This is a genomic window from Halostagnicola alkaliphila, from assembly GCF_055379965.1.
In genome coordinates this window covers 951,830-965,456 of record NZ_AP043826.1, presented here as the reverse complement: position 1 = coordinate 965,456, position 13,627 = coordinate 951,830, and the positions used below count along the sequence as shown (strand labels likewise).

15 protein-coding genes are annotated in these 13,627 nt (G+C 61.4%); 6 read left to right on the top strand and 9 right to left on the bottom strand.

Annotated features, from left to right (window positions below; all coding sequences use genetic code 11):
- Positions 1–2 precede the first annotated feature (2 nt).
- On the bottom strand, positions 3–1,289 hold the full coding sequence (locus ACZ5C7_RS09910) for a site-2 protease family protein (protein WP_464376152.1): 1,287 nt from the start codon (positions 1,287–1,289) through the stop codon (positions 3–5).
- Positions 1,290–1,741: 452 nt separating this feature from the next.
- Between ACZ5C7_RS09910 and ACZ5C7_RS09905 the strand changes: the two genes are divergently transcribed.
- The 3 genes from ACZ5C7_RS09905 (at position 1,742) to ACZ5C7_RS09895 (ending at position 3,833) form a co-directional block, all read left to right on the top strand.
- Entirely contained in the window at positions 1,742–1,978 is a 237-nt protein-coding gene (locus ACZ5C7_RS09905; RefSeq protein ID WP_464376151.1) for a MarR family transcriptional regulator, read from the top strand.
- A gap of 292 nt (positions 1,979–2,270) precedes the next feature.
- Positions 2,271–2,801: a 50S ribosomal protein L16 gene (locus tag ACZ5C7_RS09900; RefSeq protein ID WP_464376150.1), complete on the top strand. Its 531-nt coding sequence runs from the start codon at positions 2,271–2,273 to the stop codon at positions 2,799–2,801.
- Between the two features lie 144 nt (positions 2,802–2,945).
- Entirely contained in the window at positions 2,946–3,833 is an 888-nt protein-coding gene (locus tag ACZ5C7_RS09895) for an ATP-grasp domain-containing protein (RefSeq protein ID WP_464376149.1), read from the top strand.
- A gap of 80 nt (positions 3,834–3,913) precedes the next feature.
- On the opposite strand, the gene ACZ5C7_RS09890 is transcribed toward ACZ5C7_RS09895, so the two are convergent.
- Both ACZ5C7_RS09890 and ACZ5C7_RS09885 read right to left on the bottom strand, forming a co-directional pair.
- The gene (locus tag ACZ5C7_RS09890; protein ID WP_464376148.1) at positions 3,914–4,309 is read right to left on the bottom strand and encodes an Hsp20/alpha crystallin family protein; all 396 of its coding nucleotides are present in this window, start codon (positions 4,307–4,309) and stop codon (positions 3,914–3,916) included.
- Positions 4,310–4,381: 72 nt separating this feature from the next.
- Complete coding sequence (locus ACZ5C7_RS09885) at positions 4,382–5,395, bottom strand: type II glyceraldehyde-3-phosphate dehydrogenase (protein ID WP_464376147.1); 1,014 nt, start codon at positions 5,393–5,395, stop codon at positions 4,382–4,384.
- Positions 5,396–5,666: 271 nt separating this feature from the next.
- Between ACZ5C7_RS09885 and ACZ5C7_RS09880 the strand changes: the two genes are divergently transcribed.
- Entirely contained in the window at positions 5,667–6,623 is a 957-nt protein-coding gene (locus ACZ5C7_RS09880) for an aminopeptidase (protein ID WP_464376146.1), read from the top strand.
- 178 nt (positions 6,624–6,801) lie between these two features.
- Entirely contained in the window at positions 6,802–7,455 is a 654-nt protein-coding gene (locus ACZ5C7_RS09875; protein ID WP_464376145.1) for an HVO_0476 family zinc finger protein, read from the top strand.
- A 207-nt stretch (positions 7,456–7,662) separates the two neighbouring features.
- Here ACZ5C7_RS09875 and ACZ5C7_RS09870 read toward each other — a convergent pair whose 3' ends face one another.
- The 3 genes from ACZ5C7_RS09870 to ACZ5C7_RS09860 form a co-directional block, all read right to left on the bottom strand.
- On the bottom strand, positions 7,663–8,967 hold the full coding sequence (locus tag ACZ5C7_RS09870; protein ID WP_464376144.1) for a YrzE family protein: 1,305 nt from the start codon (positions 8,965–8,967) through the stop codon (positions 7,663–7,665).
- Positions 8,968–9,062: 95 nt separating this feature from the next.
- Positions 9,063–9,491, bottom strand: coding sequence for a universal stress protein (locus tag ACZ5C7_RS09865; RefSeq protein WP_464376143.1), 429 nt, complete (start codon positions 9,489–9,491; stop codon positions 9,063–9,065).
- A 107-nt stretch (positions 9,492–9,598) separates the two neighbouring features.
- Entirely contained in the window at positions 9,599–9,844 is a 246-nt protein-coding gene (locus tag ACZ5C7_RS09860; protein WP_464376142.1) for an amphi-Trp domain-containing protein, read from the bottom strand.
- A gap of 238 nt (positions 9,845–10,082) precedes the next feature.
- Here ACZ5C7_RS09860 and ACZ5C7_RS09855 point away from each other — a divergent pair, with 238 nt between their 5' ends.
- Positions 10,083–10,925 (top strand): NAD(+)/NADH kinase, encoded by an 843-nt coding sequence (locus ACZ5C7_RS09855; RefSeq protein ID WP_464376141.1) that lies wholly within the window; start codon positions 10,083–10,085, stop codon positions 10,923–10,925.
- Between the two features lie 28 nt (positions 10,926–10,953).
- Here ACZ5C7_RS09855 and ACZ5C7_RS09850 read toward each other — a convergent pair whose 3' ends face one another.
- The 3 genes from ACZ5C7_RS09850 to ACZ5C7_RS09840 all read right to left on the bottom strand — a co-directional run bounded on the left by ACZ5C7_RS09850 (position 10,954) and on the right by ACZ5C7_RS09840 (position 13,627).
- Complete coding sequence (locus tag ACZ5C7_RS09850; protein WP_464376140.1) at positions 10,954–11,580, bottom strand: DsbA family oxidoreductase; 627 nt, start codon at positions 11,578–11,580, stop codon at positions 10,954–10,956.
- A 189-nt stretch (positions 11,581–11,769) separates the two neighbouring features.
- Positions 11,770–12,576 (bottom strand): DNA-directed RNA polymerase subunit epsilon, encoded by an 807-nt coding sequence (locus tag ACZ5C7_RS09845; RefSeq protein WP_464376139.1) that lies wholly within the window; start codon positions 12,574–12,576, stop codon positions 11,770–11,772.
- A 259-nt stretch (positions 12,577–12,835) separates the two neighbouring features.
- Positions 12,836–13,627: an HFX_2341 family transcriptional regulator domain-containing protein gene (locus ACZ5C7_RS09840; RefSeq protein WP_464376138.1), complete on the bottom strand. Its 792-nt coding sequence runs from the start codon at positions 13,625–13,627 to the stop codon at positions 12,836–12,838.

Here is a 13,627-nt window from a genome sequence, read left to right as displayed (position 1 = left end):
GCTCAGTCCGAAACCTGCGATTGTGGCGAGCGGTTCACCTCGCCGCTCTTCTGGACGATATCCAGTGCGGTCATCATATCGGTTCTCGAGATCAGGCCGACGAGGTCGCCGTCCTGAGAAGCCTCATCGGTTCTCGCTTCGTCGAGGGCCGCGTCACCGAACCCGCCGTCATCGTAGACGCTCTCGCTGTGAAGGGAATCTTCCGGACGATCCATCGACGCCGATGCCTGTCCTTCGACGACGAGGAGACGGCCGATCCGTTCCGATTGCATCCGCTCGAGCGCGGTCATTGCGTCGGAGTCGGCCGTGATCGTCTGAAGATCGGTCGTCATCACGTCCGAAACGGTAAACGCGCCCCGTTCGACGGGTTTGATCTCCTGTGCGTCCGAGAGCGTAACGAGTCCGACGAGGTACCCGTTATCGAGCACCGGATACCCCGTATGACGTTCGGAAAACATCCGCTGGATGAGTTCCTCGACGCTGGTGTCGGGATCGACCGTGTGGAGGTCTCGAGCGGGCGTCATGATGTCGCTGACCGTGACATCCTGAAACGCGGCTTTCATCGTTACCTGCTGGGACTCGCCCGAGGCGGCGATGTAGATAAAGAACGCGACACCGATGAGGATGATATTAAACGGCGGAATCAGTCCGAAGAGACCCATCAATAGCGCAAAGAACTTCCCGACGCTCGCAGCCTGTTGAGTCGCTTTCGCGTACGGCTTGCTTCGGGCGAGTAGCGCCCGGAGCACCCGACCGCCGTCCATCGGGAACGCAGGGAGCATATTGAACGCCGCGAGCGCGATATTGAGGACGGCGAGGTAGCCAAAGACGAACCGAGCACCGTCGAGGTTCTCCGGTGTGACGACAAAGAGGGCGTAGGATCCGACACCAACCAGAATAGAGACGATGGGGCCCGCAATTGCGATGTTGAGTTCCTGCTTCCAGTCTTCGGGCATTTCCGAGAGGGCGGCGATCCCGCCTAACAGCCAGAGCGTAATCGAATCGATCGGGAACCCGTATCGCTGTGCGGTGAGCGAGTGCCCCAGTTCGTGCAAGACGACGCCGACGAACAGTCCGATCGCGGCGGCGAAACCGAGTATCCACGGCATCGTCCCGCTGGTTATCGTTGCGGTATCGATCCCCGCACCCAGCGTCTCGTTGAGGAGGTCCGCGACCAGTTCGATCTGGAACCCGATGAGATACGCAAACAGGGGAAGAACCAGCAAGAACGTCAGATCAAGCTTGATAGGAATGCCAAACAGCGACCCGATCCGGAAACTCTTCCACATACCCTTTCATATCGGTGGAAGACCCTTAAACACGCCGACGGTCGGGAGGTTTTTGAGTCAGAACCGATGTGGAAACTCGAGGGAGTTGTTCACGACCGAGATCCTTTGGAAACTATGTAAGGTTATGGGTAGGAATGCGAATTTTCTCGATACTGCTCGAGCGATCGACTTTAACGCGACACACATCTCCCTCACCGTTTCTTCAAGTTTATAGCAAAAATTGTCACTTGTTCCAGATCGGCGATGGACGAGATGAGCGTACAGTTGATCGAGGGATGTTTACGGGGAGCGTCTATTAGACAAATATTTCGTACTTCGCCTCAAAAGATTCATCACGCCATAGATGTGTCACCCCCCACCAATACATATAATCACATTATTATCTATTAGCCAGTATATATCCACACCACCATAGACTTATACCCGAGTTCGTGGACGATGTCTCCATACTGATGAAAGCCCAACTCACCGCCACGACGACCGCCGACCGAAGCCCGCTCCCAGCCGAACTGAACTCGCCGCAGGCGAAACTCGTGTACCTCTACCTCGAAACGACCGGCGGCGCAACTGTCGGAGAGGTAAGCGAAACGTTGTCCATGAAGAAAATGGCGACGCTGAGCGTTATGAACTCCCTTTCGACCCAGGGACTGGTCGAAAAAGCCGACAACGAATACGTCCCCCGTAACTGACTCACACCCCATCTCGAGCCGGGAGCCGCTCCTGATGCATGCGCCAATTCCTCGAGAATTCCACACCGCAAGTGCATCGACTCGAGCAGACTGTGACCTCGAGTGGGTTCGACGAAACAATCGAAGCGCTATCGAACGGGACAGTTCGTTCGAAACCGTTAGGGCGGCGGGATTACTCGAGGTATCTACCAATGCAGGTGTCTACCAATGCGAACGACGCACACGTCGATGGCGACGGCTTCGAAGCCTTTATCCGCACGGTAGCACTCCGTTTTTGTAAGTAACTACAGCCATGTCAGAGAAACCCGCCTCTATGTACCGGGAGATCAGTAAGCCGGCCTACACGCGCCGGGAGTATATTACTGGCATTCCGGGTTCGAAGGTCGCACAGCACAAGATGGGAGACACCGCGGCCGAGCCCGAAGACTACCCCGTTCAGATCAGTCTGATCACCGAAGAGGAGTGTCAGATCCGCCACGGATCGCTCGAGGCCTCCCGACTATCGGCGAATCGCCACATGCTGAAAAGCGCGGGCGAACACCAGTACAAGATGATCCTCCGCAAGTTCCCCCACCACGTCATCCGGGAGAACAAGCAGGCAACCGGTGCCGGTGCGGACCGTGTTTCCGACGGAATGCGCCAGTCGTTCGGCAAGATCGTCGGAACGGCAGCCCGAATCCAGCAGGGCGAACGCATCTTTACGATCTGGTGTGACGTCGAAGACGCCGAGTTCGCGAAAGACGCACTTCGCCGATCCTACAACAAGATCTCGCCGCCATGTCGCGTCGTCGTCGAGCGTGGCGAGGAAGAACTGATCGCGTAAACCCGCATTTTCGCGTTTCGGATCGATACAGTGAGCGGCGGCTTCGTCTTCGGCGTGTTAGTCGAAGCGACGACGATATCGCCAGCCCCCGAACAGCGACGGCGAATACTCTACTGTTTTTTGTCTCGGCGCCCATCCCCGAGTATGATCGACCTCGCGGTCGCGAACAATCAAGAGACCTTCCAGCGAATGGGCGATCCGCTCGAGCAACGGGGGATTCGAGTGCACCACGTGCCCGTCCGCGAGCGGACGGTACCGATCGGAGCAGACGCACCGTGGTCTGAAGGCGAGTACGATGTCGGGTTCGTCTACCCCGGTCGGTTGATGGAAGGTGGCGTCGCGGATGCGCTCTTAGACGTCCCGTGGCTGAACGGCCACTCGAGCGTGTTGACGTCGCGAAACAAAGGAGAGGTACTGGCCAGACTCGGACGGGCCGATATTCCCGTTCCGGATTCGGTGTACGTCTCGAACGAAGTCGACGAGTCAGCGCTCGCGACCGTCTTCGACCGGTTCGAGCCACCGGTGGTCGTCAAGCCAAACTCGACGACCCGGGGGGCCGGCGTCGCGAAAGCCCACGATCTCGATTCCTTTCTCGGAATCTGTGATTACCTCTCGCTAGTCCACGATTATCGGGCCACCGGCGACCAGTCGTTCCTCGTCCAGGAGTACCTCCCCGAAGCGGTCGATTACCGGGTCATGGTTCTCGAAGGCGAGTGTGTCGGAGCGGTCGAACGGACGCTTCCCGAGGACGCGATCGCGCAGGGCCAGTGGAAGCACAACGTCCACCGCGGGGCGACGGCGACCGGCGTTGATCTTCCGGAATCGATTCGCGAACTCGCCGAGTCGGTCGCCCAGACGCTCGAAATCCCGTTTCTCGGTGTCGACCTGCTCGTAAGCGGCGACCGCGTCGTCGTCAACGAGACGAACGCGCGCCCGACGATCGACGACGAAACGAAATACGAGGCGGGATTTTACGACCGGCTCGCGCAGGCGATACGTTCGCGAGCGAGCAGTGAGACGAAAGAATCCTAACTGAGAAACCGGTGACTGATTCGGGCGGCAAGCGCATTCGATCCGGACGGAACGCGAGCGTGATCGGCGTCGTGACGTAACTATTCGAGGCTGATATCCGAGGACTTCTCGGCCGATTCGAAGACGACCTCGAGGATACCGTTGTTGTACGTCGCCTCGGCGGTGTGTTCGTTGACACGCTGTGGGAGCGAAACGCGCTCGTCGTACTGACGGTGCTGACTCTGTGCGGATATCGTGAGCGACTTGCCGTCGCACTCGAGATCGATATTGTTCTTTTCGACACCCGGAAGGTCGGCAATGACGCGAAGTTCGTCATCGGTCTCGTGAATGTCGATATGGGTGTCAGATCCGAAGCCGTTGTCGACGGAGCTAGAGGATTCGAAATCGACATCTGCACCGTTCATCATTTCGTTCATCATTCGCTCGATTTCACGAAAGAGGTCGTCGAAGGGTTCGTCGCGATCATCTCGGCGCATGGAATACTCTAGTGGGGCACGTGGCAAAAACTTTCTGTCGACCCTAATTGTTCGGGACGACCGAGATGCCGTTTAGAAACCGATTCCCATGTGCTCGTTCGTCGTCGCGATACTGCCCTCGGCGTCGCTCGCGCCGAGCACGGCGCGGATCGCGTCGACGTTTTCGGGAACCACGTCGGACTCCTGGTGAATTCCCTGGAAGAGATAGAGGTCCCGTCCAACGGTCGAGATGGATTCTTCCCAGATGCAGTTCTCCCAGAGGTCTCCGCGCGGGCGGCCCACGTCGTGGGCGTACTCTTTTAACTTGCCGCTGCCGTCGATCGACATCGTCTCGGGGATCAAGAAGAGCCGAGACTCGTCGGCGAGCAGTTCGCGAACCTCGGCCGCCTCGACGTCCGACTCGAGCGTGAGGTTCAAGCTGTGCATGTGCATCAGCGTGGCCGGGACCTTCATGCCGAGCGTGTCGATGTCGAGGTCCGGGAAGATCGTCTCGACGTCGGGCCCGTGGTGGGACGGAATCGTGACCGGGTTCGGGAGAATGTCGTTGATCGGGCCCCGAGTTGTCTGGCCGGGGTCGCCGCCGCGTCGAACCAGCGTCGCGCGAACTTTCTCGACGCCGTAGGCCTCTCGAATCGGCGCGATGACCCGCGAGAGTCCCGTCGTGTTACAGGAGACGACCCTGACGTGGTCCGCGTCGACGGCGTCGGCGAAGTTCGAGCGCGCGTTGAAGCTCACGTCCGCGATCTCGGCATCCTCGCCGCCCTGGTAGAGGGCGGGCGTGTCGTACTCCTCGTAGAGCGCCTTGTTCTCGGCACCGATCCCCGACGGCGTCGCGTCGACGACGACGTCTGCCTTCTCGACGAGATCCTCGACCGGGCCGGCGATCTCGAGTCCTGCCTCGGCGAACTGGTCGGCGCGTTCTTCGATGGCGGCGTAGAGCGGGTATCCCTTCTCGATGGCGGTCTCGGCCTCGAAGTTCGGGCGCGTCTTGGCGACGCCGAGTACCTCCATGTCGGGCTGTTCCCGAACGGCGTCTGCGACGCGTTTGCCGATCGTCCCGTAGCCGTTGATCGCGACCTGTATCATGTACCCGACTCCACTGTCGAATCGGATAACCGTTTCGAGCCTTCTCCACCGGTTTTTACTCGGTTGAGAGTTTTTACGCGAGCTATCACGTTCCGGACTGTCCGAACGATCGACGGTCCAATTTGGGTCCGGCCGTCACGGCTCGAGAGCACGGAGTCGTACTCGAGGTGCCCCTACTGTCACGTCTCGAATATCGTGCTCACAGGTCGAGGGTCACTGTCAGGGACGTCGAGAGAGCAAGACCTTTCGCCGTACTGGCCCACTCACAGGTATGTCCGATCTTCGAGAACCCGCCGAAACGGCGATTCGACAATGTCTCGACGTGCAGTCCGAAGAATCCTGTGCAATCGTCACCGACGAAAAGCGCGAGCCGATCGGAAACGCGCTCTACGAGGCCGCAAGTGAGCGAACCGACGATGTCGCGTTCGTCCGGTACCCGCCCGGAGAGACGCACGGGTCGGAACCGCCCGAACCCGTCTCGGCGGCCATGGCTGGAGCCGACGTCGTCCTGGCTCCGACGACGAAGAGCCTGAGCCACACGCGAGCCCGCACCGACGCGAACGAGGCCGGCGCTCGAGTCGCGACGCTTCCGGGGATCACCGAGGACGTGTTCGTCGCCGGCCTCGAGGCCGATTACGACTCCATCGCCGCTCACTGCGAAGCCGTCCGCGAGCAGGTCGACGACGCCGAGGCAGTTCGGGTGGCGACCGACGCCGGAACCGATATCACGTTCGGCATCGGCGACCGGAAGTTCCTCTCGGATACCGGAATCGTCCACGAGCCGGGCGAAATGTCGAACCTACCCGCGGGCGAGGTGTTCGTCAGCCCCGAGACGGCCGACGGAACGTTCGTCGTCGACGGCACGATGATGCCACACGGGCTCCTCGAGGAGGGCGAGACGCTGCGGTTCGACGTTGAAGACGGCCTCGTAACCGATATCTCCGACGACGAGATCCGGGAGACGATCGAGACCGCCGCCGAGGAGGTCGGCGACGCGGCGTACAATCTGGCGGAGCTGGGCATCGGAACCAACGTCGCGGTCACCGAACTGGTCGGCTCGGTGTTGCTCGACGAGAAGGCCGGCGGGACCGTCCACATCGCCGTCGGCGACGATGCGGGAATCGGTGGCGACATCGACGCGCCGATTCATCTGGACGGTATCCTCCGCGAACCGACGGTGTTCGCCGACGGTGTCGAAGTCGCGCTTCCGACGGCAGAATCGAGCTGACGGAAAGCCGCGCCCACAATCCAATCCGCGACCGGTTCAGCCCCACACTCAGCCGCGACCGGTTCAACTCCACACTCAGGTGCACCTTCGAGACCCGGGTTTGCGTTCCACAGTCAGGTCTGCGCTCTACGCACACAGGTTCACGCACCTTTTAGGTCGCTGGCTCCTACGTCGATCCATGAGCGATATACCCGATCGACTCCCGACGGCCTGTCCCTCGTGTTCCCCGGAACTCGAGACGGTCCACGAGGTTCTCTCGCCGGGCGGTGGCAGCATCACCGTCCGCTGTGGTGAGTGTGGCCACGTCCACAAGATTCAGCCCGAACCGGAGCGCGAAGTCACCCTCGACGTCGTCGTCTCTCAGGACGGCGAATCCTTCACGGCGAACGTCACGACGCCCGAAGACGAGACCATCGAGACCGGCGACGAGTTCATCCTCGAGACCGACGAAGTGCTCTCGACGGTTCGCGTGACCAGCATCGAACTCCCCGAGCAACGCCGCAGAGAGGCCGCAGATGCGAAAGACGTCGAAACCGTCTGGACGCGAGAGGTGGACAACGTGTCGGTCGACATCACGGTCCACCCTCAGGACGGCTCCCACGACGACAGCGAAAGCATCACCGTCCACGTCCCCGGCGACTACGAGTTCAAAGTCGGCGAGGTCGAGACGTTCGGCGACAACGAGTTCGAGATCGACGCCTTCGTCGTCCGGAGCGACGCCAGCGGCTACCAGCGCGACCGCAACGAACTCGACGGCGACATGGTCCTCGCGAAGGACGCAAAGCGCGTCTACGCCTACGACGAGACGACGACCGCCTGGTCCGCCTGGTAGGGTCGACTGCTACGTCCGACGGCATCGAGTGCCGCGGAGTCTTCCAGCGTTCCGACGACTGTTGCTTATCGTCGGTTAGGCGACGTAGGGAGCGGTTCGGTGAACACGGGCGATACGGAGAGTATTTTTCGAGTGGCGAACGTATTTGAGCGCCGGCAGAGCGCTCGGGGGAGAATCGATACGAGTAGCAAACGCGTTCTCGAGGAGTCAGAAGTAGCCAAACAGCGTCCCGCCTAACACCAGCACCCACATGGCGACGCCGGCGACGAGCAGGTCGTTCAGCCACGATCCTCGAGTCGCGCGTTTGGCGGCACCGCCCGCGATCAATCCCAGCGCGACGACGACGAGCATTCGCTGGGCGACGACGTCGACCGGAAGCGAGTCGACGCTCATCAGACCGTAATCGAGCCAGATCGCCAAGATTAACGACCCCGAGGCGGCGACCGCGGCGTCGAGCCGGCGAGTGAGTCCGCGTGCGACGAGGTACGTCACGAGGGGGATGCCGACGGCGATGACCGGATAGAGCAACGCCGCGATCATGTGCATCGTCAGGACGTCGACGGATCGCTCGAAGGCGATTCCGACGATTCGGACGCCGAGGAACATCGCGAGGATGCTCATCGAGAGCACGAGGTGATCGGCCTCGACCCGATCGTAGGCGGCTGCGAGCCGTCGGCGGTCGACGTCGGTCAGGCGCTCGTCGATACTGTCGGGCGTCCGCTCGCGAACGCGCTGTTGACTGGCGAGTCCGAGTGCAACCGGTGTCAGGGCCATTCCGAACAGATCGACGACGGTCGCCCAGCCGTCGGCGTCCGACGGACCGGAGTTGTCCAGATTGATCCGCTGTACGTCTTCCTGGTTGTCGACGCCGGGCAGTTCCATGAACTCCGACTCGATCTCGAGTTGGGCCCGTTCGACGCCGTCGACCCGGTGGCGAAGCGTGAACCAGTCGAAGTGCTCGGTGTGGGCCTGCATCGCGACCCAGTTGTCGTCACCGTTCGGCGACTCGTAGAGCCGAATGTGCATTCGCTCGCCGTAGTAGTCCCCGTCGTCGAGCTGGAGCGTTTCGGTCGTCCAGTACGGGTCCTCATCCTCACCCGGGTCGACCCAGGCGTAGCGAGTCGTTCCTGTGGCCTCGCCCCACTCGGTCCCCGTGGCGTGGTGGTGATCGTCCTCGAGGAACGCGTAGGGTTCGTCCTCGCCGACCATCTCGTCTTCGTCTACCTCTTCCCAGTCGCCGTCGGACTGTTCGGTCAGCAACTGGACGACGTCATCGCTGTCACCGCGAACGATGATATTGAGCGGGCTTCGCTTATCGTGGTGTTCTCGCGAACTCAGGTACGGCCAGATGCCGCTGTCTGCGTCCTCGAAGGAGTGAACCTCGGGTCGCGGCTGGTCTTCCTCCTCGGGAGCGATGTCGCTGGTCGAAGGAGAGAACAACAGCGAAGGACCACCGAGGAACAGAAACGCGACAGCGATCAGTACTATTCCGATAACGAGCGAACGACGCATCTATCCTGCGTTTGGCGTCGGCACACATCAATGTACTCGTCGATCGTGTCAGCAGAGACACCCAGATGTGACTAAACGGATAGATGAGCCAGCAGTCAGACGTTCGGACCGACTGTCAGCACCGGTGTGGTCGCCGAACGGACGACGCGCTGGGAGACGCTCCCGACGACGTTGTTCTCGTAGTCGTCGCCGCTCGTCCCCATTACGACGAGGTCAATCTCGTGCTGGTCGGCGTATTCAAGAATGCGTTCGGCAGGGTGTCCGGTTTCGATGGCCGTCTCGGTCTCGAGACCGCGGTCGGTCGCGAGCGTCGCCGCTCGATCGACTGCCTCGAGCGCGTTTTCCTCGAGATCCGTGCGCACACCCTCGACCCGGTCGTCGTCGAGGACCAGAAAGGCTCGATCGTCGACGACCGAGAAGACGTGAAGCGCGGCGTTGCGCGTTTGGGCGATGTCGACGGCGTGCTCGGCGACGGTCGCACTGTGAGCGCTTCCGTCGGTTGGAAAGAGGATCGTCTCGTACATCAGGTGACTCTCTGGGGCGGGAGGAAAAAGAACTTCTCCATCCGGTTTGCTGGGACGAGTTTCCTCTCTGGGTTGGGACGATCGACGACAGGATCGAAACGGCCGCCTCAGCGTTCCGGTTTCCAGCTGAGTTGAACGTCGACGGTCTCTCGCTGGCCGCGAAGCATCGACGATTGTTCGACCACGTCGATCGAGACGGAGACGTCCTCGGGCGGGTGAAGGGTTACCGTCTTGTTTCCGACGCTGACTGCGATGTCTTCGTCCCCCTGTTCGAACTCTTCGGCGAGTTCGGCGAGGTACGTTCCAATCTCCTGTCGTGACATCGTCTCGTCGGCCGTCGTTCGCTGAGCCATGTCCTGCCATCAGACGGGTTCAGCAAAAGTATGGAGCGCGAACAGACAGCTAATAGCGGATTACGAGTGATCGGAACTGAGCCCGAGTGAACGAAAGCGACTCCGAGCGAACGAAACTGAGATTTGGCGACGATCGGCGAACGATCGAGACGCCAGTCGCCGCTGACGGCCAGTTCGTCCTCCCCGACTCGAGGCGGAACGAGTGGGTTTTTGACCACGGGGCGGATAGCCGGCTACAATGGAGGTCGAGGACGAAGTCGCGGTCGGGATCGTCGCCCAGCGGGATAACGACCGAGCGCAGTCGCTCGCGGCACAGCTCGTCGAGGCGCTCGAGAGCGACGACGTCCGCGTCGTCGTCGACGACGAAACTGGGCAGGCGATCGACGAAAACTGCGTGGCAGTCGCGGAGATGAACGCGTTCGATCTGGTCGTCAGCATCGGCGGCGACGGAACGCTCCTGTTCGTCGCCCGCGAAGCCGGTGGCGCACCCATCGTCGGCGTCAACCTCGGCGAGGTCGGCTTTCTCAACGCCGTTCCCCCGGAGAACGCGGTCGAAGCGGTTACATCTCTCGTCGCCGAGCGCCAGGAGACGGAATCGGTCAACGGTCGGGACGTGAAACGGCTCCGAGCCAGCGGCGAGGGATGGACGCTCGAGCCGGCGCTCAACGAAGTGGTGGTTCACGGCCCGAAACGAGGGAACGGCGGCGGGGCGACGATCGATATTCGCGTCGACGGGGAGCAGTACGCCCGAAGCCACGCCGACGGCGTCCTCGTCGCGACCCCGACGGGGTCGACCGCCTACAACCTGAGCGAGGGCGGGCCCCTGATTCGGCCGTCGGTCGACGCCCTCGTCGTCACCCAGATGGCCGCGACCGAGCCGATGCCGCCGCTGGTGATCGATAACACGAGCGAACTCACGCTCACCGTTCGCGACGCCGAGACGGCCTACGCGATCAGCGACGGGCGCAACAGACAACAACTCGAGCCGCCGGCGTCGGTTACGGTGACCACCGCCGACGATCCGGTGACGCTCGCTGGCCCGCCCGTGAACTTCTTCGAAGCACTCGAGAAGCTCGGGTAGCAGGGAGTTCCGGAAACTGGATAACTAGTTACGTTTCTTCGACGAGTTGAGCGAGGCGTTCCGGCGGAAGCGCACCGCTCGCCGCGTTTCCGTCGGCGACGAACGTCGGAACGCCGGTGATCCGTTGCTGGTACGCCTGGTCGAACCGATCCTCGAGTTCGGCCCCCAGTTCGTCGTCGTCGACCGCGGCACGAATTTCGTCGGGAGGGAGGTCGACGTCTTCTGCGAGGGCCGCGAGAACGGTTACGTCGCCGATGTCGCGTTCGTCCTTCCAGAGCGCGTCGAAGACGGCCCGATCGAACGCCTCCCACTGCTCGGGGTACTCCTCCTGGACGTACCACGACGCCATCTGTGCCGGCAGCGAGTCGACTTCGATCGCGAGTTCCTGTGCCATCTCGACGTCGTACTCGTCCTGAAGCCGCCGAACGTTCTGTTTGGCCTGTTCGAAGTACGCGTCGTCCTTCCCGTCGTCGGCCGAGTGATCGATCGAGCCGTCGGGGTTGCGTTTGTCCCGGCGGAGGTCGAACGGATGCCACTCGATCTCGAGTGGAGCCTCGCGGCGCTCGCGGTACCGCTCGAGGGAAGCCTTCCCGAGATAACAGAACGGGCAGACGTAATCGGAGTAGACGGTCACTCGATCCGCAGTGTCGGACATATCCGTTGTTAGCGACCCGCCACGGAAAAGTCGATAGCTCTCGGAGCCGGTTCGGTTGTGGTTTCCGTGTTCCAAAACCGCTCGAGCGGAAGAGAAGTCAACAACTGGAACTCCGGTGGCGGGGAGGAAACCGTTCGGCGTCGCGAGAAACAACGCAGCAGTCTTACCAGTGGCGGTACACAAAACGCATCAATCTCGATCGGAGTCAGGATCGCTTGGGTCGATCGATTCGCCAGTATCCGCCGATCGATCCGTTCCGTCGTCGCCGTCAGCCGGCTCGCCCGGCTCGTCGGCGTCCGAAGTCGTTTCGGGTAGGTTCGGGTCCCGCCACGGGTTTCGACCGTAGGCTGGAAGATCCCCCTCGAGCTGGCTCTTGAGAACCCGGCGAAGCCGGTTGAGACTGGTCGTATCGAGGCCGTGTTCGGCGGCCAGACGCTCGAACGTCGATTCGTCGGTGATGTCGTGAGCGCGATACTGGCCGAACAGTTCGTCCATCCGTTCGGCCGAGAGCTCCGACGCGTCGAGGTCGTCCAGTCCGAAATAGGCCTGGCGGTCGAGGTCGACGACGTGGCGAATGGTGACGAGTGCGACCTTCGGGATCGCGCGCTGGCTGCCGAACTCCGTCAGGTCGATTTCGTCCATCACGCCGAGCGCGAGGTCTCGCTGCCACGGCGTCACCTCGAGGGCGTTACACAGCGCCTGCGTCGTCCGCAGTCGATCGAGGCGGTGGGCGCGTTCGCTGTATCCGGGCGTCGCTCCGTGTTGTTCGTCGTGGAGTCGACGAACGCGATCCGAGAGCTCCGCTTCGGGAGACTCCGCGCGGCCGATGACGGTCGCACTCGGCGTGACGACGCCCCACTGGCGCACCGACGCGTCGCGCTGGAGGGCCGCTCGAGAAACCGACCCCGCACCGGCGCGGCTCTCGAGGTGGCGTTGTGGGGCGTGCTCGACGGACCCGGCCTGCTCGAGGCGCGTCCCGGAGTCACCTTCGTGCATCTCGTTCGTGGCTCACACGTAGAGAGGGAAAAACCCTCGCTCGAATCGGCGAACACGTCACCCGTGTTGGATGAACCACTGACAATTGTTCGAAGACGGTAAAGCGGCTCCATAGCGCAACTGCTCGAGGATTGAGATCCGTGAAAAGCTCCTCGTATCTTCACTTTGTGACGAGAAGCACTTAAAGGAACTCGCGCTCGCTCGGGTGGACAGCAAACGACTCTCGAAGAATGCGTACTCGTCCGCCCACTTCTGGGCGCTACTCGATACGAAGGTGCGCAATGCGAAATCGAAACGCTCGAAGAACGTTCCGTCCGCCGTCCGATAGCGTCGCGTACTTCTTCCGGCCGATCTTCTCGAGAGTGAGATACTCCTGGGCCAGAAGCGGGTCTACCACGTGACGGTCCAGAAGTCTGTAGTAGCCTTTCCGCGTCGTCGCTTCGGATTCGGCGATGAACGGGAACTCGAGAGCCAGCGCAAATTCGATGAGTTCCCCTTTGTTGACGCCTCGATAGCGTCCGTTGGCGTCTTCGGTCGTGTTCGTGTCGATATACTCCAAGAAAGCGAGATGAACGTCCGACGGTCGATCGATGGGATACTGTGGCAGTTCGAAGATTTCGTCGACCTCGTCGTGAAGCGGCTCGTCGGGAAACTTCTCCGCCTCCGGTTCGTACGACGGCCGAGCGTAAATCGGCCGTGCCCCGGTGGCCATGCAGGCGATCATTCCCGCGACGGCGGTGATCTTGCTCCCGCCGGAGAGATTAACGAACACCTCCGCTTCGGAGTAATCCGTAATCGCCTTCGAAATCGTCCCGAGCGTGTCGTACAGATCGAAGATGTCGCACGTTCGTCGGTCGACCTCGAGTCGGTCGTTTTCCGCCAACTCCTCTATAAACGCCTGAATAAACGCAATCTCGTGATCGCTTCCCGGATATTCTACCGGGACGACGATATCGGCGTTCCACCGAATAATGGGCTCTTTCAACCGTGCATACTCGAACCCGATCGGGACGACGTGAACTCGGCTGCGGACGGGTGAGTCGTGACTCAT